This is a genomic window from Angustibacter peucedani (assembly GCF_054779595.1).
Window position 1 is genome coordinate 37,245 of sequence record NZ_BAAGXY010000053.1, and the last position, 26,218, is coordinate 63,462.

Genomic DNA, 26,218 nt, shown 5'->3' on the forward strand with positions numbered 1-26,218 from the left:
GCGAGGACTCTCTTCCACGGGGGTGGTATCGGTGCGACCACGATGTCACTTGAGCCTTCGTGCAGGTCAGGGGCGTGCGGTAGCGTCCGAGGCATGCTGGAGTTCGAGCACCTGCCCGCCCCCTCGCCCCTGCCCGCCGACGAGCGCGCGGCCGTCCTGGCTGCGCCCGGCTTCGGCAAGCACTTCACCGACCACATGGTCACGGTGACCTGGACCGCCGGCCAGGGCTGGCACAGCGCGCAGGTGCGCCCGTACGGCCCCCTTCAGCTCGACCCCTCGGCCGCCGTCCTGCACTACGCGCAGGAGATCTTCGAGGGCATGAAGGCCTACCGGCACGCCGACGGCTCGATCTGGGGCTTCCGGCCGGACCAGAACGCCGCCCGCTTCCAGCGCTCGGCCCGCCGCCTGGCGCTGCCCGAGCTGCCGGCCGAGGACTTCCTGGGCGCGGTGCAGGCGCTCGTGGCCGCCGACGCCGACTGGGTGCCGGACGGCGCCAGCGGCGAGGCCAGCCTCTACCTGCGGCCGTTCATGTTCGCCTCCGAGGCGTTCCTGGGCGTGCGGCCGGCCGCCGAGGTCACCTTCTGCGTCATCGCCTCGCCCGCCGGGCCGTACTTCTCGGGCGGCGTGAAGCCGGTGTCGATCTGGCTGTCCAGCGAGTACACGCGCGCGGCACCGGGCGGCACGGGCGCGGCCAAGTGCGGGGGCAACTACGCGGCCAGCCTGGCGGCGCAGGTCGAGGCGATCGAGCGCGGCTGCGACCAGGTCTGCTTCCTCGACGCGGTCGAGCACCGCTGGGTCGAGGAGCTCGGCGGCATGAACCTCTACTTCGTCATGGACGACGGCAGCGTCGTGACGCCCGAGCTCACCGGCACGATCCTCGAGGGCGTCACGCGCGACTCGATTCTCACGCTGCTCGACGACCGCGGCCACAAGGTCGAGGAGCGCCGCTTCGGCGTCGACGAGTGGCAGGACGGCGCGACGTCCGGTCGGATCAGCGAGGTCTTCGCCTGCGGCACCGCCGCGGTCGTCACCCCGGTGGGCCGGCTCGTCTCGCACGACGGCGAGTGGGTGGTCGGCGGCGAGGGCACCGGCGAGGTCACCAGCGCCGTGCGCGAGGCCCTGCTCGACGTCCAGCACGGGCGCACCGAGGACCGCAACGGCTGGATGCACCGGCTCGTCTGACCGCTTGCCCCTCTTGGTCCGAATTGGGCCAGGACCAGACCATTGACGCGGGCGTGCTGCGGGGAGCAAGATCCAGAGCCCTAGCGACCTGGACCACTCCTGGTCCGGTCCCCGTTCTTCTGGGATGGGCTCATGGCAGACGTTCTCGACCACGACGACCTCGACGACGACGCGCGGGCCCTCGCCGCGCTGGGCTACAAGCAGGAGCTGCACCGGGGGATGTCCGGCTTCTCGAACTTCGCCGTGTCGTTCTCGATCATCTCGATCCTGGCCGGCTGCATCACCACCTACTACCTCGCGATGGACGCCGGGGGCCCGGTCGCGATCACCATCGGCTGGCCGCTGGTCGGCGTGTTCGTGCTCTGCGTCTCGTTGGCGATGGCCGAGGTCTGCTCGGCCTACCCGACGGCGGGCGGGCTCTACTGGTGGGCCGGGCGCCTGGCCAAGCGCAACAACCGGGTCTGGGCCTGGTACGTGGGCTGGTTCAACTTCCTGGGCGAGGTCGCGGTCACCGCGGCGATCGACTTCGGTGCCGCCATCACGTGGATGGCGCTGCTCAACCTGGTCTTCGGGCTCGAGGTCACGACCACGTCCACCTTCGTCGCCTACGTCGTCATCCTGCTGCTGCACGGCCTGCTGAACACCTTCGGCGTCAACCTGGTCAAGGTGCTCTCGAACGTCAGCGCGTGGTGGCACCTGGCCGGCGTCGCGATCATCGTCCTGGTGCTCGTCTTCGTGCCCGACCAGCACCAGTCGCTGTCGTGGACCTTCACCGAGACCCGCAACGACACCGGGTTCTCCAGCGGGCTGTACGCGTTCCTCATCGGCCTGCTGATGGCGCAGTACACCTACACCGGCTACGACGCCTCGGCCCACGTGGCGGAGGAGACCAAGCAGGCGGCGACCGAGGCCCCCAAGGGCATCGTGCGCAGCGTCTGGGTGTCGATCCTCGCCGGCTGGGTGCTGCTGGTCGCCGTGACGGCGTCCATCCAGGACTACGCCGCCGAGCGCACGAGCGACACCGGGCTGCCGCCGGCCCAGATCTTCATCGACGCGGCCGGCCGCACGACGGGCGAGTTCCTGCTGCTGATCTGCGCCGTCGCGCAGTTCTTCTGCGGCATGGCCTCGGTGACGGCGAACTCGCGCATGTCGTTCGCGTTCAGCCGCGACAACGCCCTGCCGGGCTCGCGCCTGTGGTCGAAGGTGAACCCGCGCACGGGCACGCCGACCAACTCGATCTGGCTGTGCGTCGTCTGCTCGATCGTGCTGGCGACGCCCGCGCTGAAGAGCCTCATCGCCTACTTCGCGGTGACGTCGATCGCGGTCATCGGGCTGTACATCGCGTACGTCGTCCCGGTGTTCCTGCGTCGGCGCAACCCGCAGTTCTGCGTGGGGCCGTGGAACCTCGGCCGGTGGAGCGCGCCGGTCGGGTGGATCGCCGTGGTCTGGGTGGTCTTCATCGTGGTGCTGTTCATGCTGCCGCAGTACGCACCCGGCAGCTGGGGCGACGACACGTTCAACTACGCGCCGGTGGCGGTCGGCGCCGTGATCCTGTTCGCCACGGCGACCTGGTTCCTCGGCGGTCGGCACCACTTCATGCGCGACGTCCCGAGCGGGCACGACACCAAGGCAGCCGCGGAGATCTTCGAGTCGTGACGTCGCCGGGGCAGGGGAGGGCGAGCGCGGTGCGCCCGGGGCAGCGGCTGCCGCAGGCCGTGCTGCGGCCGGTGCGCGACGGCAACGCGTTCGAGGCCACGGTCGAGCAGCTGGCCACGAGCGTGCGGCTCGGCGTGTTCGTGACGGGTGAGCAGCTGCCGCCCGAGCGCGAGCTCGCGGAGACGCTCGGGGTCAGCCGCACGACCCTGCGCGAGGCCATCGCGGCCCTGCGCGAGGCCGGCATGGTGCAGACCCGGCGGGGGCGCGGTGGCGGCACGGTCGTCGTCCACCGCGCTCCCGACCCGGGCTCGGGCGTGGTGGTCGGCCCTGGCACGGGGCTGACCACGGAGCAGATGCGCGACGCGCTCGACTTCCGCCGGGTGGTCGAGCCGGGAGCGGCCGCGCTGGCCGCCGCCCGCGACCTGTCGTCGGACCAGCGGGCCTGGCTGGTCGCGAGCCGGCAGGACGTCGAGGGCGCGGCCGACGTCGCCGAGCACCGGCAGGCGGACTCGCGGCTGCACCTGGCGCTGGCCACGGTGTCCGGCTCGGACCTGCTGGTGGCGGCCGTGACGCAGGTGCAAGGTGCGTTGCACGAGATGCTGACGGCGATCCCGGTGCTGGCACCGAACATCAGCCACTCCAACGCCCAGCACCGGGCCGTGGTCGACGCCGTGCTCGCCGGGGACCCCTCGGCCGCGCGGCGGTCGATGGAGGAGCACTGCGACGCGACGTCCGCGCTGCTGCGCGGGCTGCTGGCCTGACGAGAGGGAAGCACCATGTCGAACGGACCGCTCACGGTGGGCGAGCTGCGCCGCCGGGTCAGCAACGGCGACGTCGACACAGTCGTCGTCGCCTTCACCGACATGCAGGGACGTCTGCAGGGCAAGCGGATCCACGCGCCGTTCTTCCTCGACCAGGTGCTCGAGCACGGCACCGAGGGCTGCAACTACCTGCTCGCGGTCGACGTCGACATGAACACCGTCGACGGCTACGCGATCAGCTCGTGGCGCACCGGCTACGGCGACATGGAGTTCGTGCTCGACCTCTCGACGCTGCGCCTGACCCCCTGGGTGCCGGGCACGGCGATGGTGCAGTGCGACCTCGCCTGGATCGGCGGCGGGGTCGTCGAGCAGTCCCCGCGCCAGGTGCTGAAGCAGCAGGTGGCCCGCGCCGCCGAGCTGGGCTACACCGCGTTCGCCGGCACCGAGCTGGAGTTCCTCGTCTTCGACGACACGTACGAGCAGGCCTGGGACCTCGGCTACCGCGGTCTGACGCCCGCCAACCGCTACAACGTCGACTACTCGGTGCTCGGGGGCACCCGCGTCGAGCCGCTGCTCCGCGACATCCGCAAGGGCATGCACGCCGCCGGGCTCACGGTCGAGTCGGCCAAGGGCGAGTGCAACCTCGGCCAGCACGAGATCGCCTTCCTGTACGACGAGGTGGTGCGCACGGCCGACCACCACAGCGTCTACAAGAACGGCGCCAAGGAGATCGCCGCGCTGCACGGCAAGGCGGTCAGCTTCATGGCCAAGTTCGACGAGCGCGAGGGCAACTCCTGCCACGTGCACATGAGCCTGCGCGGCACCGACGGCACGATCGTCTTCGACGAGGGTGAGGGGGCGACCGAGCTGTTCGAGCAGTTCGTGGCCGGCGTGCTGGCCACGCTCGAGGAGCTCACCCTGCTCTACGCGCCGAACATCAACTCCTACAAGCGGTTCGCGCTCGGCTCGTTCGCACCGACCGCGGTCGCCTGGGGCCGCGACAACCGCACGTGCTCGCTGCGGGTCGTGGGCCACGGCTCGGGCCTCCGGCTCGAGAACCGCCTGCCCGGCGGGGACGTCAACCCCTACCTCGCGCTCGCGGCGATGCTGGCCGGCGGCCTGCACGGGATCGAGCAGCAGCTCGAGCTGGAGCCGGCGCTCGAGGGGAACGCCTACGAGTCCGACAAGCCGCACGTGCCGTCGAACCTGCGCGCCGCGCGCGACCTGTTCGCGGCGTCGTCCCTGGCCCGCAGCGCGTTCGGCGACGCCGTCGTCGACCACTACGTCAACGCGGCCGACGTCGAGCTGGCCGCCTTCGAGTCCGCTGTGACCGACTGGGAGCGCTTCCGCGGGTTCGAGAGGCTGTGAGCATGACCGACCACCTCACCCACGACGTCCTCGACCCTGCCACCGAGCAGGTGGTCGAGACCGTCGAGCTCGCGGACGTCGAGACCACCGACCGCGCGGTCGAGGCCGCCGCTGCGGCGCAACGGGTCTGGGCCGCCATGGCCCCGGCCGACCGCGGCCGGCTGCTGCACCGGTTCGCCGAGGCGGTCGACGGCGCGCGTGAGGAGCTGGCGCAGCTCGAGGTGCGCGGGGCCGGTCACACGATCGGCAACGCGCGGTGGGAGGCGGGCAACGTCCGCGACGTGCTGGCCTACTACTCCGCCGGCCCGGAGCGGCTGTTCGGCCGGCAGATCCCGGTGGCCGACGGCCTCGACGTCACGTTCAAGGAACCGCTCGGCGTCGTCGGGGTCATCGTGCCGTGGAACTTCCCGATGCCGATCGCGGGATGGGGGTTCGCGCCGGCGCTGGCGGCGGGCAACGCCGTGGTGCTGAAGCCGGCCGAGCTGACGCCGCTCACCGCGGTGCGCATCGGCCAGCTGGCCGTCGAGGCCGGCCTGCCCGAGCACCTGCTCTCGGTGGTGCCGGGGCGGGGGAGCGTCGTCGGGGAGCGGTTCGTGACGCACCCGCTCGTGCGCAAGATCTGCTTCACCGGGTCGACCGCGGTGGGCCAGCGGATCATGCGCGGCGCGGCCGACCAGGTCAAGCGCGTGACGCTCGAGCTGGGCGGGAAGAGCGCCAACGTCGTGTTCGACGACGCCGACCTCGAGCTCGCCGCGGCCACGGCGCCCTACGCCGTCTTCGACAACGCCGGCCAGGACTGCTGTGCCCGCAGCCGGATCCTGGTGCAGCGCACCGTCCACGACCGTTTCATGGAGCTGTTCGAGACCGCGGTGCGCGGCGTGAAGGTCACCGACCCGTCGTCCGAGGACGCCGAGATGGGTCCGCTGATCAGCGCCGGCCAGCGCGAGACCGTGCGCTCCTACGTCGAGGGCGCCGACGAGCCGGTCGACGTGCTGTTCCGCGGCGACGCGCCCGAGGGCGCGGGCTACTGGTACCCGCCCACCGTCGTCCGACCGCGCTCGGTGCACGACAAGGTCTGGCGCGAGGAGGTCTTCGGGCCGGTCGTCGCAGTGCTGCCGTTCGAGGACGAGGCCGACGCGGTGCGGATGGCCAACGACACGGCCTACGGGCTGTCCGGATCGATCTGGTCGCGCGACGTCGGCCGGGCCCTGCGCGTGGCGCGCGGCGTGGAGGCGGGCAACCTGTCGGTCAACTCGCACTCCTCGGTGCGGTACTCGACGCCGTTCGGCGGCTTCAAGGCCTCGGGCCTGGGCCGCGAGCTGGGGCCGGACGCGCTCGACGCCTTCACCGAGGTCAAGAACGTCTTCATCGCGACGAACGCCTGAGCAGCAGGCACGAGAGGGGAACCGGGACATGACGGGTCGGCTGGACGGACGGGTGTGCGTCGTCACCGGCGGGTGCAGCGGGATCGGGCTGGCGACGGTGCGGCGGTTCGCGTCCGAGGGCGCGAAGGTCGTCATCGGCGACCTGGACGACGAGCGCGGCCCGCAGGTCGCCGAGGAGGTCGGCGGGCTCTACGTGCACGCCGACGTGACGGACGCCGAGCAGGTGGAGGCGCTGTTCCGCGCGGCCTCCGACACCTACGGCTCGGTGGACGTGGCGTTCAACAACGCCGGCATCTCGCCGCCGGACGACGACTCGATCCTGGACACCGGCATCGACGCCTGGCGCCGCGTGCAGGAGGTCAACCTGACCAGCGTCTACCTGTGCTGCAAGGCCGTGCTGCCCTACATGCTCGACCAGGGGCGGGGCTCGATCATCAACACCGCCTCGTTCGTGGCGGTCATGGGTGCCGCGACCTCGCAGATCTCGTACACGGCCAGCAAGGGCGGCGTCCTGGCGATGTCGCGCGAGCTCGGCGTGCAGTTCGCGCGCCAGGGCGTGCGGGTGAACGCGCTGTGCCCGGGGCCGGTGAACACGCCGCTGCTGCAGGAGCTGTTCGCCGCGGACCCCGAGCGCGCCGCGCGCCGGCTGGTGCACGTCCCGCTCGGCCGCTTCGCCGAGCCCGACGAGATCGCTGCGGCCGTGGCGTTCCTGGCGAGCGACGACTCGAGCTTCATCACCGCCTCGCAGTTCCTCGTCGACGGCGGGATCAGCGGCGCGTACGTCACGCCGCTGTGAGGGCGGTCCGGGGATGAGCCGTCCGCTGGTCGGGCTGACCTGCTACGCCGAGCCGGCGTCGTGGGGCGTCTGGCGCGACGTCCCGGCGGTGCTGGTGCCGGCCGCGTACGTCGACGCGCTGCGCGGGGCCGGCGCCCGGGTGCTGCTCGTCCCCCCCGAGCGCTCCCTCGGCGCGGACGACGCGCGCCAGCTCGTCGACGTCCTGGACGCGCTCGTCGTGGCCGGGGGAGCCGACGTCGACCCCGCGCGCTACGGGCAGCAGCCGCACCCGGTGCTGCAGGCGCCGCGGCCGGACCGGGACGACGCCGAGACCGCCCTGGTCGACGCGGCGGTCGAGCGCGACCTGCCGCTGCTGGGCATCTGCCGCGGCATGCAGGTCATGGCGGTCGCGGCGGGCGGCTCGCTGGAGCAGCACCTGCCCGACCGGGTGGGGCACGACGAGCACTCGCCGGCGCCGGGGCGCTACGGGTCGCACGACGTGCGCACCGCGCCGGGCTCGCTGCTGCGGTCGGTCCTCGGCGAGCACGTCGAGGTGCCCGCGTACCACCACCAGGGCGTCGCGACGCATCCCGGCTACGAGGCCTCCGGCTGGACGGACGACGGAGTGCTCGAGGGCATGGAGGCGACCGGGGCGCGGTGGCGGGTGGGCGTGCAGTGGCACCCCGAGGTGGGCGAGGACCCGCGGCTGTTCCAGGCCCTCGTGGCCGCGGCCGGCGGCTGAGCGTCGTCTCGCCGGGTGGGACGGCGCTTCCGCCTGTCGGGACGACCTGCCACGATGGCGGGGCCATGCAGACCAGGTGGATCATTCCCTAGGGCGCGCCGACGGACGACCGAGTCCGACGACGCGCCAGACCTCCCGTGCCCCGGGGGGTCTTTTTCGTGGTCAGACTGGGCGCAGAACACCGCACCCGCAGGACGTGACGAGAGCAGGACGACGTGACGACGAGCAGTGACTTCCACGTGTACGACACGACGCTGCGCGACGGTGCGCAGCAGGAGGGCCTCGCGCTGTCCGCCGCCGACAAGCTCGCGATCGCCGCGCACCTGGACGACCTGGGGGTCGGCTTCATCGAGGGCGGGTGGCCGGGGGCGATCCCCAAGGACACCGAGTTCTTCGCCCTCGCCGCGCAGCACCTCACCCTGCGCAACGCGGTCCTCGCAGCGTTCGGCGCGACCCGTCGTCCGGGCAGCACCGCAGCGGGCGACCCCCAGGTCAGGGCCCTCGTCGACTCGCTCGCCCCGGTCGTGACGCTCGTGGCCAAGAGCCACTCGCGGCACGTCGAGGCGGCACTGCGCACGACGCCGGCCGAGAACCTCGACATGGTGCGCGACACGGTGGGGTTCCTCGTGGGGGAGGGGCGGCGCGTGGTCCTGGACGCCGAGCACTTCTTCGACGGCTATCGCGACGACCCGAAGTACGCGGTCGAGGTCGTGCGGACGGCGGCCGAGGCCGGCGCCGAGGTCGTGACCCTCTGCGACACCAACGGCGGCATGCTGCCGCCCGAGGTCGCCGACACCGTGCACGAGGTGCTCGGGACGTCGGGCGCCCGGCTGGGCATCCACTGCCACAACGACACCGGGTGCGCGGTGGCCAACTCGCTCGCCGCCGTCGAGGCCGGCGCGACGCACGTGCAGGGCACGCTCAACGGGTACGGCGAGCGCACCGGCAACGCCGACCTCGTCACGGTGGTCGCCAACCTCGTCATCAAGCAGGGCCGGCCGGTGCTCGACCGAGACCGGCTGCGCGAAGCGACCCGGATCGCCCACGCCGTCAGCGAGATCACCAACGTCGTGCCCTACTCGCGCCAGCCGTACGTCGGTGCGAGCGCGTTCGCGCACAAGGCCGGGCTGCACGCGAGCGCGCTGCGCGTCGACCCCGACCTGTACCAGCACACCGACCCGACCCAGGTGGGCAACGACATGCGCACGCTGGTGTCCGAGATGGCCGGTCGCGCGTCGATCGAGCTCAAGGGTCGCGAGCTCGGGTACGACCTGTCGGGTCGCGACGAGCTGCTGGCGCGCGTCACCGACCGGGTCAAGGACCTCGAGGCGCGCGGCTACACCTTCGACGCCGCCGACGCGTCGTTCGAGCTGCTGCTGCGCGAGGAGGTCGACGGCGCGCGGGCGCGCTACTTCGACGTCGAGTCGTGGCGGGTCATCACCGACGCGCGCGGTGAGGGGACCGCGACGTCCGAGGCCACCGTGAAGCTCGTGGCAGCCGGACGGCGGGTGGTCGCCACGGGCGAGGGCAACGGTCCGGTCAACGCGCTCGACCACGCGCTGCGCGAGGCGCTCTCGGCGGCGTACCCCGAGCTGCGCAAGCTGCAGCTGATCGACTTCCGCGTGCGCATCCTGGACGCCGCGCACGGCTCGGACGCCGTCACGCGCGTGCTGATCGAGACCAGCGACGGGACGTCGTCCTGGGAGACCGTCGGCGTGGCGGCCAACATCGTCGAGGCGTCGTGGGAGGCGCTGGTCGACGCGATCTCGTACGGCCTGATGCGCCAGGGGATCACCCGCCGCTGAGCGACCGCCGTCGGCCCCGTTCCCGCGGCCGGGCTCGCACCGTGGCAGGTGCGCATCGCCGGTGATGCCCCGCGGCGCGGTGCGGCGCGGTGCGGTCGGGGTCAGGGAGCGAGGGGGTCGGGCGGGTCGGCGGGGTGCAGCTGCGGGTCGTCGGAGGCGAACGTGCGGACGGGGCCGGGCGGCGTGGCCGGGCCCTCGAAGCGCACCGTGACCCGGCCCAGCCCGCTGCCCCAGACCCATCCGGCGCCGTGCTCGTCGTGCCGGACGTCGGCACCGGGCCGCCAGGAGCGGGGCCCGTCGTCGTCGGGCTGGCTGGCCTGAGCCGGCCCGCCACCCGCCCCGCCCGTCCCGCCCGGCTCGACCGGCTCGTCGGCGGGCTCGTCGTCCGCGACGACGTCCTCGACGGCCTCGGGCGGTGCGAGCAGGTCCGGCTGCACCCAGTCGGCCAGGCCCGAGACGCCGACGCCGAGCAGTCGCACGCCGCCGGCGGTCGACCAGGCCAGGGTGTCGACCTCGGCGAGCAGGCGCCGGGCCGCCCGGCCGACCGCCACGGTGCTGTCGGTGGCCTCGGGGGCGGTGTACGAGCGGGTGCGGATGCTGAAGTCGGCGAACCGGATCTTCAGGGTGACGGTGCGTCCGGCCAGGCCCTCGCGGCGCAGCCGGTGCGCCACCCGGGCGGCCAGCACGTCGACCTCGGAGCCCATCCGCAGCGGGTCGCGCAGGTCGGTCTCGAACGTCTCCTCGGCGGAGATCGACTTGGCCTCGCGGTAGGCGACGACGGGCCGCTCGTCGTCACCGCGCGCGATGGCGAGCAGGCCCCGGCCGTGCGCCGAGCCGAGCAGCCGCACCGCGTCGTCGTCGTCCATCGCGGCCAGGTCGGCCACGGTGCGGATGCCCGCCGGCTGCAGCCGCGCGAGGGTCGCGGGTCCGACGCCGCCGATCGCGCTGACCGGCAACGGGTCGAGGAAGGCCCGGACGTCGGCCGGCTCGACCACGAGCAGCCCGTCGGGCTTCGCGGCCTCGCTGGCCAGCTTGGCCACGCTGCGCGACGGGGCCAGCCCGACCGACGCGGTCAGGCCACCGGTGACCTCGGACACCCTGCGGCGCAACGCCTTCGCCGCCTCGACCAGGTCGAGGGCTGCGAGCTCGGTGGCCGGCTCGGCCTCCTCGGCGGCCACCGCGAGGTCGGCGTACGCCTCGTCGATGCTGAGCTGCTCGACCAGCCCGCTCGCGGCGTGCAGCTCGGCCATCACGGCGCGGCTGGCGACCCGGTAGGCCTCGAACCGCGTCGACAGGTAGGCCGCGTTGGGACAGCGGCGGCGGGCCTCGGCGACGCTCATCGCCGACCGCACCCCGAAGACGCGCGCCTCGTACGACGCCGTCGACACGACGCCGCGGCCGCCGACCCCGCCGACCACCACGGGCTTGCCGCGCAGCGATGGCTTGTCGCGCTGCTCGACGGCGGCGAAGAAGGAGTCGAGGTCGAGGTGCAGGATCTCGGCGCGGTCGCGCACGGCGGCTCGGACCGGTGTCAGCCGCGACCCGCGAGCCAGCGGATCGCCGCGGCGTAGCCCTCGACGCCGAACCCGGCGAGGACGGCGGAGGCGACGGGAGAGACGTAGCTGTGCCGGCGGAACTCCTCGCGCGCGTGCACGTTGCTCAGGTGCACCTCGACGAGCGGTCCGGTGAGCGCGGCGCAGGCGTCGCGCAGCGCCACCGACGTGTGAGTCCAGCCGCCGGGGTTGAGCACCACGGCCGTGCCGGCGTCGGCGGCCTCGTGCAGCCAGCCGAGCATCTCGTGCTCGGCGTCGGTCTGCCGCACCTCGACCTCGGCCCGCACCGACTCGCCGACCTCGCGGCAGCGGGCGGCGAGCTCGTCGTGGGTGGCCGTGCCGTAGACGGCAGGCTCGCGCGTGCCGAGCCGTCCGAGGTTGGGGCCGTTGAGCACCAGGATCCGCACCCGCCGAGCCTAACCGCTGGGTCCGACGTCAGCGGGCGCGCACGCTGTTGCCGCGCGCGTCGTGGGTCAGCTCGACCAAGCCCAGCTCCTCCAGCAGCGGCGGCAGGTACATGCCGAACCGGCCGCGGTAGCCCTTGCGCAGGCCGTACCACCCGCCGACCGGGTTGGTCTCGGAACGCCCCCAGGCCTCGACCGTGCCGGGTGCGGCGTCCTTCTTCTCGTCGGCCGCGCCGAGCGGGACCCAGTCGCCCTGCTCGCGCAGCCAGGCGTGCAGGTCGTCGACCGCGCTCAGGTGGTACCGCAGCTGGGTGGACCCGACCTGGCAGACCAGCGCCGGCGGGTCGGCGTCCTCGTCGCGGTACATCGTGTACGTCGACGACCCGGGCGCCGTGGTGAGCTGCCAGGGGTCGTCCGCGGTGCCCTTCCCGGCCATGGTGCGCTCCTTCGTCCGGTTGCCCCGCAGTCTGGCACCGCCCGCCCGTCGGTGGCAGGGTCTGCGGCATGTCGCTGCGGACGACGACGAGCTGGTTCGGCGTGGTGCTGGGGTGCCCGGACGCCTCCGAGCTGGCGCACTTCTACGAGCGCCTGCTGGGCTGGCAGGTCTTCACCGACACCCCGGGCTGGGCGACGCTCGCGCCGTCGAAGGACGCGGGCTACAACCTGGGGTTCCAGCGCGAGGAGCACCACGTTCGGCCGGTCTGGCCGGGGGAGGCCGGCGAGCAGCAGATGCAGCTGCACCTCGACCTCGCGGTCGACGACCTCGAGACCGCCGTCGCGCACGCGGTCGGCTGCGGCGCCGAGCTCGCGGCCTTCCAGCCGCAGGCGGACGTGCGGGTCATGCTCGACCCGGCGGGTCACCCGTTCTGCCTCTACCTCGACGACGGCGACGAGGACTGAGCGCGGTGCCGGGCGAGCGCGAGCGGTTCGCGGCGCTCGACCGCGAGCTCACCTCGTGGGGCGAGGAGCGCGACCTGTCGGGCGCCGTCCTGGTGACGCGCGCCGGCTCGACGGTCTTCGAGGCCTGCATCGGGTTCGCGGACCGGGCCAGCCGCACGCCGTTCTCGCCGGCGACGCGGTTCGGCGTCGCGTCGGTCACCAAGATGTTCACGGCCTGCGCCGTCGTGGGCCTGGTGCGCGACGGGCTGCTGGAGTTCGGCACGCCGGTGGTCGACGTCCTGCCGCCCGGACGGCGTCCCGGCACCCTGCGCGACGACGTGACCGTGCACCACCTGCTGAGCCACACGAGCGGCATCGCCGACTACAGCGAGGAGGACGAGAGCTCGCCGCGGTACCTGGCGGACTACGGGTCGCTCTGGACGTCGCTGCCCTCGTACTCGATGACCCGGCCGGCCGACTTCCTGCCGCTGTTCGGCGACGTGCCGCCGTACCGCCCACCGGGCCAGCAGTTCCAGTACTCCAACGCCGGCTTCGTGGTGCTGGGTCTGGTCGTCGAGGAGGTGACCGGGCGGCCGTACACGGAGGTGGTGCAGGAGCGGGTCTTCGACGTCGCGGGGATGACGAGCAGCGGCTTCTTCCGGCTCGACGAGCCGGTGCCCGACCTGGCGGTGGGCTACACGCGCAGCGGCCCCGGTGCGCCGTGGCGCACCAACGTGTACTCGATCCCGGTGGTGGGCGGCGCGGACGGCGGGGCGATGTGCACCGCGAGAGACCTCGACCGGTTCCTGCGCGCGTACGACGACGGCACGCTGCTCGGTCCGCTGCGGGACGTCGTCCTGACCCAGCACGCCGACCGTGGCGAGGGCTGGGGCGAGGGGTACGGCGTGCACCTCTACCCGGACGGCCGGTACGGCCACGGCGGCGGCGACCCCGGCGTCGAGATCCTGGTGCACCGCTGGCCGGACGACGACGTCCACGTCGTCGTGGCGCTCAACGTCGACATCGGGCTGGCGGGCGAGGTGCGGGACGCGGTGCTCGAGGCCTGGCGCGGCTAGGTCGACCACCGCTCGCACACCGCGACCAGCTCGGCGCGCAGGGGAGCGGCCCGCTCGGCGAACGACCGCTGGCGCTGCGCGTACTCCGCCCGGCCCTCCGGTGTCTCGACCCGCACCGGCTCGACGTCCAGCGGCGCCAGGTCGTACGGCGAGGCCTGCATGTCGAGCAGCCGGACGTCGCGCGCGAGCTCGAAGCACCGCGCCACCAGGTCCGACGGCACCAGCGGCACCAGCTTGTACGCCCACTTGTAGAGGTCCATCGTGGCGTGCAGGCAGCCCGGCTGCTCCAGCGCCACTTGGTCGGATCGGCTGGGGCGCAGGGTGTTCAGCGGTCTGGCGGGCTCGGTGAAGAAGCGGAACGCGTCGAAGTGCGAGCAACGCACGGGTTGGTGCTCGACGACGGCGTCGGTACCGGCGGGGCCGAGCCGCAACGGCCAGTCCTCGTGCCGCTGAGCGCCTTCGGGCAGGCGGTAGACCATCGCCCACTCGTGCATCCCGAAGCAGCCGAGCTGCGCCGGGCGCGAGGCGGTGGCGGCCAGCAGCCCGCGGACGAAGTCGACGGTCCCGCCTCGAGCCGCGATGAACGCGTCGACGTCCACCCCCACGCCGATGGCCGTCGTGCCGTCGTCCAGCTCGACCGGCTGCTCGGCGTACCAGCGCCAGGCCAGGCGCTCGCGGGCCGCGTCGCCCAGCAGCACCGTCCCGGCGCCAGGGTGCCAGCGCCGCAGCTGCGCCGGGCGTTGGGAGTAGTAGGTGAAGAGGAAGTCCTCGACCGGGTGCTTCTCGCCACGGGCGGCGCGCGCCAGCCGGCCCGCCGTCCAGCCGTCGACGACCGCGTGGTGCTCGGCCTCGGCCGCCCGCCACCGGTGCTCGGGCAGCACGACGCGAGCGCGCACCGCCGTCGTCCCCGTCACGCCGTCCAGGGTAGGCGGGGGTAGGTTCGGGGCGTGCGCATCGCGAGGTACACGACCGGTGACGACCCGACGTTCGGGGTCGTCGAGGACGACGGCGGCCGGCTGGTGCTGGCCGAGGTGCAGGGCGACCCGCTCTACCAGCCGGTGGTGTTCACGGGCGTGCGCGTGCCGCTGGACGACGTCCGGCTGCTCGCGCCGGTGATCCCGCGCAGCAAGGTCGTCGGCATCGGCAAGAACTACGCCGACCACGCGGCCGAGATGGGCGGCGAGGCGCCGGCCGAGCCGCTGATGTTCCTCAAGCCCAACACGTCCGTCGTCGGTCCGGGCGACCCGGTGGTGCTGCCGCGCCAGTCGTCAGAGGTGCACTACGAGGGCGAGCTCGCGGTCGTCATCGGGCGCATCTGCAAGGACGTGCCGGTCGACCGCGTGGCCGACGTGGTCTACGGCTACACCTGCGCCAACGACGTGACGGCGCGCGACCTGCAGCGCAGCGACGGGCAGTGGGCGCGGGCCAAGGGCTTCGACTCGTTCTGCCCCCTGGGTCCGTGGATCACCACCGACCTCGACCCGGGCGACCTCGCGATCACGACGCGCCTGGACGGCGAGACCGTGCAGGACGGGCGCACCAGCCAGATGGTGCACGACGTCGCCGCGCTGGTGGCCCACGCGTCCGCGGCCTTCACGCTGCTGCCGGGCGACGTGATCCTCACCGGCACACCGGCCGGCGTGGGCCCGATCACCGCCGGGCAGCGGGTCGACGTCGAGATCGAGGGGATCGGCACGCTGTCCAACCCCGTCGTCACCCGGGACTGACGCGGCGCAATACGCTGGTCGCACCATGAGTGATAACGGCCCCGTCCGGCTGCGCGTGGCCCCGTCGCCCACCGGCGACCCCCACGTCGGCACGGCGTACATGTCCTTGTTCAACCTCGCGTTCGTCCGCCAGCAGGGCGGCCAGTTCGTGCTGCGCGTCGAGGACACCGACCGCGCGCGCTACCGCGACGACAGCGAGCAGCAGCTCTACGACACCTTGAGCTGGCTCGGGCTGCACTGGGACGAGGGACCTGACAAGGGCGGGCCGTTCGCCCCGTACCGCCAGTCCGAGCGGCTCGACACCTACCGGCCCTACGTCGACCAGCTGCTCGCCGACGGTCACGCCTACCACTGCTGGTGCTCCACCGAGCGGCTCCAGCAGATGCGCGAGGCGCAGCAGGCGGCCAAGCTGCCCACCGGGTACGACCGGCTCTGCCTCGGCAAGACCCGCGACGAGCGGGCCGAGCTGCCCGGTTTCAGCGAGACGCCGGTCGTGCGCATGCTGGTGCCGGACGACGTCCCGCTGACCTTCACCGACGTCATCCGCGGCGAGGTCAACGCGCCGCGGCCGGACGACCAGGTGATCCTCAAGGCCGACGGCTTCCCGACCTACCACCTGGCCGTCGTCGTCGACGACCACCTCATGGGCATCACCCACGTGGTGCGCGGCGAGGAGTGGATCAGCTCGACGCCCAAGCACCTGCTGCTCTACCGCTGGCTCGACCTGCCCCTGCCGAAGTTCGCGCACATGCCGTTGCTGCGCAACGCGAACAAGTCGAAGATCAGCAAGCGCAAGAACCCCGCGGCGCGGCTGACGTGGTTCCAGGAGCAGGGGTACCTGCCTGAGGCGCTGCGCAACTTCCTCGCCCTGCTCGGCTACTCGATGCCGGGCGGCGAGGAGTTCTTCTCGTTCGACGACATGGTCGAGCACTTCGACTGGCAGCGCGTGAACACCGTCGGCCCGTACTTCGACCTCGACAAGCTGGACTGGCTCAACGGCCAGTACGTGCGCTCGCTCGACGAGGCCGACCTGGCGGGCCGGTTGATGGCCCGCCTGCAGCAGGACGGCGTGGTCACCGGCGAGCCCACCGACCGGCAGCGCGAGGTCGTCGCGGCCGCGACGCCGCTGGTGCAGACCCGCATGGTCAAGCTCGACGAGACCGTCGGCATGATCGGCTTCCTGCTCGTCGACGACGCCGACCTCGTGGTCGAGGACGACGCGCTCGCGACGCTCAAGGACGACGCTGCGTCTGTGCTCGACGCCTCGGTCGCGGCGCTGGAAGCGTTGCCGCAGTGGGAGACCGCCGCCATCGAGGCCGCCCTGCGCGCGTCGCTCGTCGACGGCCTCGGCATCAAGCCGAAGTTCGCGTTCGGTCCGCTGCGCGTCGCCGTGACCGGCCGGCGCGTGTCGCCGCCGCTGTTCGAGTCGATGGAGGTGCTCGGCCGCGAGTCCACGCTGGCGCGGCTGCGCGCGCTGCGCTCGCACCTGGCATGACGGCTCGGGCCACGCTGCTCGGGGGCCGGCTCGACGCCGTCCTGCTCGACGTCGACGACACCCTGGTCGACACCCAGGCCAGCTTCGCTGCGGGCATGCGGGCGGTCGCGGGGGAGTACCTGCCCCACCGCGGGACGACGGGACCGGCCGACGCGCTGTCGCACTGGCTCGAGGACCGCGGCGGCCACTACGCGCGGTACGCCGCCGGCGAGCTGGACTTCCTGACCCAGCGCCGCCTGCGGGCCGACGCGCTGATGGCCGACCTCGGCGGGCCGCGGCTGGACGACGACGGGTTCACCCGGTGGAACGACACCTACGAGCAGGCCTTCCGGGCGGCCTGGACGCCCGTCGACGACGCCGTCGCGCTGGTCGAGGCCCTCGTCCGGGCCGGCGTGCCCACCGGAGCCGTCACCAACCACGAGACGAGCCACCAGCGGCGCAAGCTCGCCGGCTGCGGCCTGGGGGCGCTGCCGGTGCTCGTGGGCACCGACACGCTCGGCGTCGGCAAGCCCGACCCCCGGCTCTTCCACCTGGCCTGCGAGCTGGCCGGCACCGAGCGGTCGCGCACGGCGTACGTCGGCAACGACCTGGCCGTCGACGCCGTCGGGGCGCGCGACGCCGGGCTGCGCGGGGTGTGGCTCGACCGTGGGGTCGACCACCGCGGTCGCCGCGACGACGGCACCGGCCGCGGCGAGGTCCCTGACGGCGTGCACGTGGTCGGCTCGCTCGGCGAGCTCGCCGCCTGGCTGGGCCTGGACCTCGATTTGGGCGGCGCGTCCGGCGACCGCTAGTATCTGCGGTCGGGTCACGGACCGGCGCCGCCTCGTGCAGCCACGGACGTGATACCCCCTTGGGGTATGGTGTAATTGGCAGCACGACTGATTCTGGTTCAGTTAGTCTAGGTTCGAGTCCTGGTACCCCAGCGAGACGGAACGTCCGGCCCAGCCGGTACGCTCTTCTCACCGAGGCCCCGTTGTGTAGCGGCCTAGCACGCCGCCCTCTCAAGGCGGTAGCGCGGGTTCGAATCCCGTCGGGGCTACTCGAGTCGAAGGCCCCCGCCCACCGGGCGGGGGCCTTCGTCGATGATGGGCCCGTGCCGGACCCCTCAGCCGCCGTCGACGACCTGCTGCGCGGCGTGCTGGCGGACGGCGGCGGTGCGGCCGCGTCGTGGGCCACCGGCGGGCAGCGACGCCCGCTGCGCACGGCCAGCTGGCCGGCCGGTGACGAGCGCGCGTTCGCGGTGCTCAGCGTCACCAAGCCCCTGACCGCCACGCTGGCCCTCGCCGCCGCGCACCACCTCGCGCTCGACCTCGACGAGCCGCTGGCGCGCGAGCTGCCCGGGGCGCGGCCCGACGTCACGCTGCGGCACGTCCTGACGCACACCTCGGGCACGCCGGAGGTGCTCGTCGACGACGTGGTGCGGGCCTGGCCGCGGCCGCTGCACACGCTCGAGGCCGCGCTGGCCGCGCCGCCCGTCGTCCCGCCGGGCACGGCGTACTCGTACTCGACGCTCGCCTGGTGCCTGCTCGCGGCGCTCGTCGAGCGCGCGCACGGGGCACCGCTCGCCGACGTGCTGCGGGAGCGGTGGACCGCGCCGGCGGGCGCGACGGCGACGACGCTCGGACCGCCGCGCCAGGTCTGGCCGGTGCGCGGGCCGGCCGACGGCCTGGCCGACGTCGAGGTCACCCGGCGGCTCGTGGCCGCCGCGCCGCCCGGCGCCGGGCTGGTCAGTACGGCGCCGGACCTGGTGCGCCTCGGCCGGCTGCTGCTGGCCGACTGGGACGGCGCGGGCCACCTGCTCACCCCCGACCAGCTGGCCGAGGCCGCGGCCGACCAGAGCGGGGCGCTCGTGGACGTCGTGAGCGGCACCGTCGAGTCGCACGTCGGCCTGGGCTGGGGCCGGCGCTGGCTGGACGGCCGCGAGGTGCTGCCCGGCGGCGACCGGGTGCTGTGCCACGCCGGTGCCGGCGGGTCGCTGCTGTGGGTCGACCCGGACGCCGACCTCGTCCTCGCGCTGTGCCTGAGCGCCGCTGACGGCCCGCGGGTCTGGCCGGACGTCGTCCGGGCGGTGTACGACGGGCCGGCGCGGAATGCCTGACGCGGCCGGCGTGGTTGGCTCCTGACGTGACCCGCACCGCCACCGCGCTCAGCTCGCTCGCCGTGGGCGGCTTCGCCATCGGCACCACGGAGTTCGTGACGATGGGGCTGCTGCCCCAGATCGCCGACGACCTCCAGGTGTCCATCCCGGACGCCGGCAACGTCATCTCCGCGTACGCCCTCGGGGTCGTCGTGGGCGCGCCGCTGCTCGCGGTCCTCACCGCCCGGATCTCGCGCACGCGGCTGCTGCTGGCCCTCATGGGCGCCTTCACGGCCGGCAACGTGCTCTCGGCCGTGGCGCCGAGCTACGGCACGCTCGTCGTCGCGCGGTTCCTGTCCGGCGTCCCGCACGGTGCCTACTTCGGCATCGCCTCGCTGGTCGCGGCCTCGATGGTCGACCCGTCACGTCGTGGGCGCGCCGTCACGATGCCGTTGCTCGGCCTGACCGCCGCCAACGTGGTCGGCGTCCCGGCGTCGTCCTTCCTCGGCCAGCAGCTGGGCTGGCGCTCGGCGTACTGGTTCGTCGCGGCCGTGGGCGTGACCACCGTGCTGCTCGTGTGGTGGCGGGTGCCGCGGGTCGCGGCCAGCCACGACGCGCACCCGCGCGAGGAGCTGCGCGCCCTGTCGCGCCCGCAGGTCTGGCTCACCATGACCATCGGCGCCGTCGGCTTCGGCGGCATGTTCGCCGTCTACAGCTACATCGCGCCGATCCTCACCGAGGCCGCGGGCTGGTCGACGCGCACGGTGCCCGTCGCGCTGGCGCTGTTCGGCGTCGGCATGACGCTCGGCACGGTGCTCGGCGGCCGGCTGGCCGACTGGTCGGTGCCCCGGGCCCTGCTCATCGGCTTCACCTCGACGCTGGTGACCCTGGCCACGTTCCCGCTGATGGTCCGCACCGGCTGGGGCGTGGCGGTCTCGGTCGTGGTGCTCGGCCTCGTCAGCTCGGTGACGGTCGGTGCGCTGCAGCTGCGGCTGATGGACATGGCCGGGCCGACCGCCGCGTCGTTGGGCGCCTCGCTCAACCACTCGGCCCTCAACCTGGCCAACGCCTCCGGGGCCTTCCTGGGCGGCCTGGTCATCGACGCCGGCCACGGCTGGACGTCGCCCGCCTGGGTCGGTGCCGGGCTGGCCGCGATCGGCCTGGCGCTGGCCCTCGCCAGCGTGCTGGCGGAGCGGCGCACGCGTCGCCGCTCGCGCGCCGGTGGCCCTGCCCTGGTGCCGGCCGACGCCGCCTGAGGGTCAGGAGGCGCGGCGCAGCACCTCGGTCAGCTTGTTGGCGCCGGCCACGACGGACGGCGCGTGCAGCCTGCCGGGCTGGCGCGAGAGCCGCTCGATCGGCCCGCTGATCGACACCGACGCCACGACGCGGCCGGACGGGCCGCGCACCGGGGCGGACACCGACGCGACGCCGGGCTCGCGCTCGCCGACGCTCTGGGCCCACCCACGACGCCGGACGCCGGACAGCGCGGTGGCGGTGAACTTGGCGCCCTGCAGCCCGCGGTGCAGCCGGTCCGGCTCCTCCCAGGCGAGCAGGATCTGGGCGGCGGAGCCGGCGAGCATCGACAGCGAGCTGCCGACGGGGATGGAGTCGCGCAGGCCCACCGGTCGCTCGGCGGCCGCGACGCAGATGCGCTGGTCGCCCTGGCGGCGGAACAGCTGGGCGCTCTCACCGGTGTGGTCGCGCAGCGCGGCGAGCACGGGGCCGGCTGCCGCCAGCAGCCGGTCCTCGCCGGCGGCCGAGGCGAGTTCGGCCATGCGCGGGCCGAGGACGAAGCGGCCCTGCATGTCGCGGGCCACGAGGCGGTGGTACTCCAGCGCGACGGCCAGGCGGTGCGCCGTGGGGCGGGCCAGACCGGTGGAGGCGACGAGCTGGGCGAGCGTGGAGGGTCCGGCCTCCAGGGCCCCCAAGACGACGGCGGCCTTGTCGAGGACGCCGACTCCGCTAGAGTTGTCCATGCCTCGATATTGCCGTCTCAACTCATGAGATGCAAGTCCTGCCGACGCCCACGCGCCGGCACCTGGCCGGGCGAGGCGCGGAGGGAAGGACAGCCGTCATGGGCCGCACGTTGGCCGAGAAGGTCTGGGACGCGCACGTGGTGCGCCGCGCCGAGGGCGAGCCCGACCTGCTCTACATCGACCTGCACCTCCTGCACGAGGTGACCAGCCCGCAGGCGTTCGACGGCCTGCGGCTCGCGGGACGACCGGTGCGTCGTCCGGACCTCACCATCGCGACCGAGGACCACAACGTCCCCACCGAGCCGGGCCCGATCCTCGACCCCGTGTCGCGCACCCAGGTCGAGACCCTGCGCCGCAACTGCGAGGAGTTCGGGGTGCGGCTGCACCCGATGGGCGACGCCGAGCAGGGGATCGTCCACGTCATCGGGCCGCAGCTCGGGCTGACCCAGCCGGGCCTGACCATCGTCTGCGGCGACTCGCACACCTCGACGCACGGCGCGTTCGGAGCCCTGGCCTTCGGCATCGGCACCAGCGAGGTCGAGCACGTCCTCGCGACGCAGACGTTGCCGCTCAAGCCCTTCCGCACCATGGCGGTGACGGTCGAGGGGGCGCTGCCGGACGGGGTCACGGCCAAGGACCTGGTGCTGGCGGTCATCGCCGAGATCGGCACCGGCGGCGGCCAGGGCTACGTCATCGAGTACCGCGGCGAGGCGGTGCGCGCCTTATCGATGGAGGCGCGGATGACGGTGTGCAACATGTCGATCGAGGCCGGCGCCCGCGCCGGGATGATCGCCCCTGACGACACGACCTTCGAGTACCTCCAGGGCCGGGCGCACGCCCCGACCGGCGACGACTGGGACGCGGCCGTCGCGTCCTGGAGCGAGCTGCGCACCGACGACGACGCCACGTTCGACCACGAGGTGGTGGTCGACGCGACCCGGCTCGCGCCGTTCGTCACGTGGGGCACCAACCCCGGCCAGGGGCTGCCGCTCGGCGAGGCCGTGCCCGACCCCGCGCTCGTCGTCGACGAGCAGGACCGCACCGCCGCCGAGCGCGCCATCGAGTACATGGGCCTGGTGCCCGGGACGCCGTTGCGCGACATCGCGGTCGACACCGTGTTCGTCGGCTCGTGCACCAACGGCCGGATCGAGGACCTGCGCGCCGCCGCCGCCGTCATCAAGGGCCGCAAGGTCAAGGAGGGCGTGCGGATGCTCGTCGTGCCGGGCTCGGCGCGGGTGCGCCTGCAGGCCGAGAGCGAGGGGCTCGACCAGGTGTTCACCGCAGCCGGCGCCGACTGGCGGCTGGCCGGCTGCTCGATGTGCCTCGGCATGAACCCCGACCAGCTCGCGCCGGGGGAGCGCAGCGCGTCGACGTCCAACCGCAACTTCGAAGGGCGGCAGGGCAAGGGCGGTCGTACCCACCTGGTGTCGCCGCTCGTCGCCGCCGCCACCGCGGTTCGCGGCACCCTCTCGTCGCCCGCCGACCTGGACTGAGGAGCAGACGTGGAACCGTTCACCACCCACACCGGCGTCGGCGTGCCGCTGCGGCGCAGCAACGTCGACACCGACCAGATCATCCCGGCCGTCTACCTCAAGCGCGTGACGCGCACCGGCTTCGAGGACGGGCTGTTCGCGGCCTGGCGCGGCGACGAGACGTTCGTCCTCAACCTGCCGCCGTTCCGTTCCGGCAGCGTGCTCGTCGCCGGACCCGACTTCGGCACCGGCTCGTCGCGCGAGCACGCCGTCTGGGCGTTGATGGACCACGGTTTCCGGGTCGTCATCAGCTCGCGGTTCGCCGACATCTTCCGTGGCAACTCGGGCAAGCAGGGCCTGCTCACGGCGCAGGTCGGGCAGGACGACGTGGAGCTCCTCTGGAAGCTGCTCGAGAACGAGCCGGGCACCGAGGTGACGGTCGACCTCGAGTCCAGGACGGTGCACGCCGGCGACATCCAGTGCCCCTTCGAGGTCGACGACTACACCCGTTGGCGCCTGCTGCAGGGCCTCGACGACGTCTCGCTGACCCTGGGACACGAGGACGAGATCAAGAATTTCGAGGGACGTCGGCCGAGCTGGCTCCCCACCACGACGCCGGCCTGACGGGCCACCTCCCCGCCGCCCAGGACGCCGGGCAGACCACGCGGTCTGCCCGGCGTCCTGCTGCCTGAACCGTTGTGGCAGAACGAGTCTCGCGATCCGGACGCTCCCGTCGGCGCGGCCGCCTTCCCGCCCCGGACGGCGTCGCGCCGGTCTCCCGACTGGCTCGCCGAGGCGTCCGAGCAGCCGTCAAACGGTTGCGACACAAGCGTTGGCACGCTCAGATGTGTTGGACGCGGACGCGCAGGCGTCCTACCGTCGTCCACGAGTCGAGCGCCGCTCGACGGCTACAGCACCAGCTGGGCGAGGGGCCCGGCACTCATCTCCAAGAGGGGAAGCTCAGTGAACAAGGGACAGCTGGTCGACGCACTCGAGTCTCGGCTCGGCAGCAAGAAGGCCGCCGCCGAGGCGCTGGAGGCCGTCGTCGACGTCATCACGGTCTCGGTCGCGAAGGGCGAGAAGGTCGCCATCACCGGCTTCGGCACCTTCGAGAAGGCCGCCCGCGCCGCGCGCACCGGCCGCAACCCGCGCACCGGCCAGGCCGTGCGCATCAAGAAGACCTCGGTGCCGCGCTTCCGCGCCGGCACCGCGTTCAAGGAGGTCACCTCCGACGCCAAGGCGCTGCGCGCGTTCACCGCCGCTGCCGCCGGCCGCGCCGCCGCTGCCACCTCTCGCGTCGCGGGTGCCGTGGCGGCCACCGCCACGTCCACCGCCAAGAAGGCCGCTCCGGCCAAGAAGGCGGCCCCGGCCAAGAAGGCCGCTGCGAAGAAGGCGGCTCCGGCCAAGAAGGCGGCGGCGAAGAAGACCACCGCCAAGAAGACGACCGCGAAGAAGGCGACGGCCAAGAAGGCCACCGCCAAGAAGGCGGCCCCGGCCAAGAAGGCGACGCCCGCCAAGAAGGTGACCGCGAAGAAGGTCACGGCGAAGAAGGCGACGCCGGCGAAGAAGGTCACCGCCAAGAAGACGACCGCCAAGAAGACGACCGCCAAGAAGACGGCGCCGGCGAAGAAGACGACCGCCAAGAAGACGACCGCGAAGAAGAGCACGGCGAAGCGCGCGGCCAAGAAGGCCTGACGCTCGCGCCGGCTCGTCCGGCACCGCGCTGACCAGGGCCGGCACCCTCGATGGGGGTGCCGGCCCTGATCTTTGCGACCATGGGGGCATGACCGACGTCCTGACCGTGCACGGTGGCACCCCGCTCAAGGGGGAGATCGCCGTCCGCGGCGCCAAGAACCTCGTCTCCAAGGCGATGGTGGCCACGTTGCTCGCCGAGAGCACGAGCCGGCTGCGCGGCGTCCCCGAGATCGCCGACGTCCGCATCGTGTCCTCGCTGCTCGAGCTGCACGGCGTGCACGTCAGCGCCGGCGACGAGGTCGGCGAGCTGACGTTCGACCCGACCAACGTCGAGAAGGCGCACGTCGCCGACATCGACGCCCACGCCGGGTCGAGCCGCATCCCGATCCTGTTCTGCGGCCCGCTGCTGCACCGGCTGGGCGAGGCCTTCATCCCCGACCTCGGCGGCTGCCGCATCGGCGACCGCCCGATCGACTACCACCTGGACGTGCTGCGGCAGTTCGGTGCCACGGTCGAGAAGCGGCCGGAGGGCCTGCGGCTGCACGCCCCGCAACGGCTGCAGGGCACCAAGCTCACGCTGCCCTTCCCGAGCGTCGGCAGCACCGAGCAGGTGCTGCTCACCGCCGTGCGCGCCAAGGGGCTGACCGAGCTGCGCAACGCCGCGATCGAGCCCGAGATCATGGACCTCATCGCGGTGCTGCAGAAGATGGGCGCCATCATCAGCGTCGACATCGACCGGGTGATCCGGATCGAGGGCGTCGACGCGCTGCAGGGCTTCACCCACCGGGCCATGCCCGACCGCATCGAGGCCGCCTCGTGGGCCTGCGCGGCCCTCGCGACGCACGGCGAGATCTACGTCGAGGGCGCCCGGCAGCCGGACATGATGACGTTCCTCAACGTCTTCCGGAAGATCGGCGGCGCCTTCGAGGTCGACGACGACGGCATCCGCTTCTCGCGCGGCGGCGAGGCGCAGCGCTCGGTCGTGCTCGAGACCGACGTCCACCCGGGCTTCATGACCGACTGGCAGCAGCCGCTCGTCGTCGCGCTGACCCAGACCAGCGGCCTGTCGATCGTGCACGAGACGGTGTACGAGAACCGGCTCGGGTTCACCCAGGCGCTCGTCGACATGGGCGCCCACATCCAGCTCTACCGCGAGTGCCTGGGCGGGTTGCCGTGCCGCTTCGGCCAGCGCAACTTCCAGCACTCGGCCGTCGTGTCGGGCCCGACCACGTTGCACGGCGCCGACATCGAGGTGCCCGACCTGCGCGGCGGCTTCAGCTACCTCATCGCGGCGCTCGCGGCGCAGGGCACGTCGACGGTCCGCGGCATCGAGCTGATCTACCGCGGGTACGAGCAGTTCCTCGACAAGCTGGACGCCGTCGGTGCCCGGTACGAGCGCGGCTGACCTCCTCGCCGCCGTGGTCGCGAGCACGCCGTACGCGGTGCTCGCGACCGCAGACGCCGACGGCACGCCCTGGGCCACACCGGTCTGGTGCGCCAGCGACGACTGGGACGACGTCTACTGGGTGTCGGCGCCGACCACGCGCCACTCGCGCAACCTGGCGGTGCGTCCCCAGCTCGCGCTGACCGTGTTCGACAGCACGCAGCCGGCGGGCACCGGCACCGGGGCGTACCTGTCGGCGACGGCGGCGCAGGTGCCCGAAGCAGAGCTCGACGAGGGCCTCGCGGTCTTCAACCGAGCCGCGGCGCGCAGCGGCCTGGCCGCGTGGTCGCGCGAGCAGGTGACGGCGCCCGCGAAGCACCGGCTCTACCGGGCCCGGGTGCTGGAGGTCTTCGTCAACGACGAGCACGACGAGCGCGTGCCGGTGCGCCGCGCGACCTGAGCCATCGCGGCAACCTCTGCCAGCGGGGTGACACCCGTTGCCGAGGTGACCTCAGACGCCGTGCAGGCCGAGCGCCGTGACCTCGCGGACGTCGTCGCCGACCGTCACGGTGAGCCGCTGGCCCACGCGCAGCAGCCGCAACCCGCTGGCGAGGAACGCCTCGCCCCCGAACGGGACGCGGCGGCCGTCGTCCAGGAGCACGCTGCCGCCACCCGTCGCCGGGTCGAACTCGTGGACCGTCGCCTGCACGGCCGCCACGCTACCCGGCGGCGCGGGCCGACGAGCCGGCGTCGAGCACCGCGAGCGTCGCCGCGCCCAGGCCCAGCTCGGCCGCGCGGTCGAGCGC

Annotated in this window: 26 protein-coding genes and 2 tRNA genes; 22 read left to right on the forward strand and 6 right to left on the reverse strand. The window is 73.3% G+C overall.

What is annotated here, in order from left to right; all coding sequences use genetic code 11:
• Window positions 1-93: 93 nt before the first annotated feature.
• From ACYVJ4_RS10615 to cimA, 8 genes are all read left to right on the forward strand, one after another.
• The gene (locus ACYVJ4_RS10615) at window positions 94-1,182 is read left to right on the forward strand and encodes a branched-chain amino acid aminotransferase (RefSeq protein ID WP_460460099.1); all 1,089 of its coding nucleotides are present in this window, start codon (window positions 94-96) and stop codon (window positions 1,180-1,182) included.
• A 132-nt stretch (window positions 1,183-1,314) separates the two neighbouring features.
• Window positions 1,315-2,838 carry an amino acid permease gene (locus tag ACYVJ4_RS10620; protein ID WP_460460100.1) on the forward strand — a complete coding sequence of 508 codons (1,524 nt, stop codon included), beginning with the start codon at window positions 1,315-1,317 and terminating at the stop codon, window positions 2,836-2,838.
• Window positions 2,835-3,599 (forward strand): FadR/GntR family transcriptional regulator, encoded by a 765-nt coding sequence (locus ACYVJ4_RS10625; protein ID WP_460460101.1) that lies wholly within the window; start codon window positions 2,835-2,837, stop codon window positions 3,597-3,599. The genes ACYVJ4_RS10620 and ACYVJ4_RS10625 overlap by 4 nt, the downstream gene beginning before the upstream one ends.
• Window positions 3,600-3,614: 15 nt before the next feature.
• Window positions 3,615-4,967, forward strand: a complete 1,353-nt coding sequence (locus ACYVJ4_RS10630) for a glutamine synthetase family protein (RefSeq protein ID WP_460460102.1) — start codon at window positions 3,615-3,617, stop codon at window positions 4,965-4,967.
• 2 nt (window positions 4,968-4,969) lie between these two features.
• The gene (locus ACYVJ4_RS10635; RefSeq protein WP_460460103.1) at window positions 4,970-6,352 is read left to right on the forward strand and encodes an aldehyde dehydrogenase family protein; all 1,383 of its coding nucleotides are present in this window, start codon (window positions 4,970-4,972) and stop codon (window positions 6,350-6,352) included.
• 28 nt (window positions 6,353-6,380) lie between these two features.
• Complete coding sequence (locus ACYVJ4_RS10640; RefSeq protein ID WP_460460104.1) at window positions 6,381-7,148, forward strand: 3-oxoacyl-ACP reductase; 768 nt, start codon at window positions 6,381-6,383, stop codon at window positions 7,146-7,148.
• A 13-nt stretch (window positions 7,149-7,161) separates the two neighbouring features.
• Window positions 7,162-7,869 carry a gamma-glutamyl-gamma-aminobutyrate hydrolase family protein gene (locus tag ACYVJ4_RS10645; protein WP_460460105.1) on the forward strand — a complete coding sequence of 236 codons (708 nt, stop codon included), beginning with the start codon at window positions 7,162-7,164 and terminating at the stop codon, window positions 7,867-7,869.
• A 215-nt stretch (window positions 7,870-8,084) separates the two neighbouring features.
• Window positions 8,085-9,674, forward strand: a complete 1,590-nt coding sequence (gene cimA / locus ACYVJ4_RS10650) for a citramalate synthase (protein ID WP_460460106.1) — start codon at window positions 8,085-8,087, stop codon at window positions 9,672-9,674.
• Between the two features lie 101 nt (window positions 9,675-9,775).
• Here the strand turns inward: cimA and ACYVJ4_RS10655 are convergent, their stop codons facing one another.
• From ACYVJ4_RS10655 to ACYVJ4_RS10665, 3 genes are read right to left on the reverse strand one after another with little or no spacing between them, the layout of a single operon-like run.
• Window positions 9,776-11,188 (reverse strand): DNA polymerase IV, encoded by a 1,413-nt coding sequence (locus tag ACYVJ4_RS10655; RefSeq protein WP_460460107.1) that lies wholly within the window; start codon window positions 11,186-11,188, stop codon window positions 9,776-9,778.
• A 17-nt stretch (window positions 11,189-11,205) separates the two neighbouring features.
• On the reverse strand, window positions 11,206-11,634 hold the full coding sequence (gene aroQ, locus ACYVJ4_RS10660) for a type II 3-dehydroquinate dehydratase (protein ID WP_460460108.1): 429 nt from the start codon (window positions 11,632-11,634) through the stop codon (window positions 11,206-11,208).
• A 28-nt stretch (window positions 11,635-11,662) separates the two neighbouring features.
• Window positions 11,663-12,067: a DUF6855 family protein gene (locus tag ACYVJ4_RS10665; RefSeq protein WP_460460109.1), complete on the reverse strand. Its 405-nt coding sequence runs from the start codon at window positions 12,065-12,067 to the stop codon at window positions 11,663-11,665.
• 68 nt (window positions 12,068-12,135) lie between these two features.
• Between ACYVJ4_RS10665 and ACYVJ4_RS10670 the strand changes: the two genes are divergently transcribed.
• Both ACYVJ4_RS10670 and ACYVJ4_RS10675 read left to right on the forward strand, forming a co-directional pair.
• Window positions 12,136-12,531 (forward strand): VOC family protein, encoded by a 396-nt coding sequence (locus ACYVJ4_RS10670; protein ID WP_460460110.1) that lies wholly within the window; start codon window positions 12,136-12,138, stop codon window positions 12,529-12,531.
• A 5-nt stretch (window positions 12,532-12,536) separates the two neighbouring features.
• The gene (locus ACYVJ4_RS10675; RefSeq protein ID WP_460460111.1) at window positions 12,537-13,586 is read left to right on the forward strand and encodes a serine hydrolase domain-containing protein; all 1,050 of its coding nucleotides are present in this window, start codon (window positions 12,537-12,539) and stop codon (window positions 13,584-13,586) included.
• On the opposite strand, the gene ACYVJ4_RS10680 is transcribed toward ACYVJ4_RS10675, so the two are convergent.
• Window positions 13,583-14,500, reverse strand: a complete 918-nt coding sequence (locus ACYVJ4_RS10680; RefSeq protein ID WP_460460112.1) for a 3-methyladenine DNA glycosylase — start codon at window positions 14,498-14,500, stop codon at window positions 13,583-13,585. The genes ACYVJ4_RS10675 and ACYVJ4_RS10680 overlap by 4 nt on opposite strands.
• Before the next feature lie 33 nt (window positions 14,501-14,533).
• Between ACYVJ4_RS10680 and ACYVJ4_RS10685 the strand changes: the two genes are divergently transcribed.
• From ACYVJ4_RS10685 to ACYVJ4_RS10715, 7 genes are all read left to right on the forward strand, one after another.
• Window positions 14,534-15,313, forward strand: coding sequence for a fumarylacetoacetate hydrolase family protein (locus tag ACYVJ4_RS10685; RefSeq protein WP_460460113.1), 780 nt, complete (start codon window positions 14,534-14,536; stop codon window positions 15,311-15,313).
• A gap of 25 nt (window positions 15,314-15,338) precedes the next feature.
• The gene (gene gltX, locus ACYVJ4_RS10690; protein WP_460460114.1) at window positions 15,339-16,808 is read left to right on the forward strand and encodes a glutamate--tRNA ligase; all 1,470 of its coding nucleotides are present in this window, start codon (window positions 15,339-15,341) and stop codon (window positions 16,806-16,808) included.
• On the forward strand, window positions 16,805-17,599 hold the full coding sequence (locus tag ACYVJ4_RS10695) for an HAD family hydrolase (RefSeq protein WP_460460115.1): 795 nt from the start codon (window positions 16,805-16,807) through the stop codon (window positions 17,597-17,599). The genes gltX and ACYVJ4_RS10695 overlap by 4 nt, the downstream gene beginning before the upstream one ends.
• A gap of 60 nt (window positions 17,600-17,659) precedes the next feature.
• Window positions 17,660-17,731, forward strand: a tRNA-Gln gene (locus ACYVJ4_RS10700).
• Window positions 17,732-17,774: 43 nt separating this feature from the next.
• Window positions 17,775-17,847, forward strand: a tRNA-Glu gene (locus tag ACYVJ4_RS10705).
• 54 nt (window positions 17,848-17,901) lie between these two features.
• Entirely contained in the window at window positions 17,902-18,906 is a 1,005-nt protein-coding gene (locus ACYVJ4_RS10710) for a serine hydrolase domain-containing protein (protein ID WP_460460116.1), read from the forward strand.
• A 26-nt stretch (window positions 18,907-18,932) separates the two neighbouring features.
• Complete coding sequence (locus ACYVJ4_RS10715) at window positions 18,933-20,141, forward strand: MFS transporter (RefSeq protein ID WP_460460117.1); 1,209 nt, start codon at window positions 18,933-18,935, stop codon at window positions 20,139-20,141.
• Between the two features lie 3 nt (window positions 20,142-20,144).
• Here the strand turns inward: ACYVJ4_RS10715 and ACYVJ4_RS10720 are convergent, their stop codons facing one another.
• Window positions 20,145-20,861: an IclR family transcriptional regulator gene (locus ACYVJ4_RS10720; RefSeq protein WP_460460118.1), complete on the reverse strand. Its 717-nt coding sequence runs from the start codon at window positions 20,859-20,861 to the stop codon at window positions 20,145-20,147.
• A gap of 98 nt (window positions 20,862-20,959) precedes the next feature.
• Between ACYVJ4_RS10720 and leuC the strand changes: the two genes are divergently transcribed.
• From leuC to ACYVJ4_RS10745, 5 genes are all read left to right on the forward strand, one after another.
• Entirely contained in the window at window positions 20,960-22,354 is a 1,395-nt protein-coding gene (gene leuC / locus ACYVJ4_RS10725) for a 3-isopropylmalate dehydratase large subunit (protein WP_460460119.1), read from the forward strand.
• 9 nt (window positions 22,355-22,363) lie between these two features.
• Window positions 22,364-22,957, forward strand: coding sequence for a 3-isopropylmalate dehydratase small subunit (gene leuD / locus ACYVJ4_RS10730; protein ID WP_460460120.1), 594 nt, complete (start codon window positions 22,364-22,366; stop codon window positions 22,955-22,957).
• 339 nt (window positions 22,958-23,296) lie between these two features.
• A complete protein-coding gene (locus ACYVJ4_RS10735; RefSeq protein WP_460460121.1) occupies window positions 23,297-24,028 on the forward strand; it encodes an HU family DNA-binding protein in 732 nt (243 codons plus the stop codon).
• An 88-nt stretch (window positions 24,029-24,116) separates the two neighbouring features.
• Complete coding sequence (gene murA, locus ACYVJ4_RS10740) at window positions 24,117-25,433, forward strand: UDP-N-acetylglucosamine 1-carboxyvinyltransferase (protein WP_460460122.1); 1,317 nt, start codon at window positions 24,117-24,119, stop codon at window positions 25,431-25,433.
• On the forward strand, window positions 25,411-25,872 hold the full coding sequence (locus tag ACYVJ4_RS10745; RefSeq protein WP_460460123.1) for a pyridoxamine 5'-phosphate oxidase family protein: 462 nt from the start codon (window positions 25,411-25,413) through the stop codon (window positions 25,870-25,872). Before murA ends, ACYVJ4_RS10745 begins: the two co-directional genes overlap by 23 nt.
• A gap of 51 nt (window positions 25,873-25,923) precedes the next feature.
• On the opposite strand, the gene ACYVJ4_RS10750 is transcribed toward ACYVJ4_RS10745, so the two are convergent.
• Window positions 25,924-26,121, reverse strand: a complete 198-nt coding sequence (locus ACYVJ4_RS10750) for a cold-shock protein (protein WP_460460124.1) — start codon at window positions 26,119-26,121, stop codon at window positions 25,924-25,926.
• Window positions 26,122-26,218 lie beyond the last annotated feature (97 nt).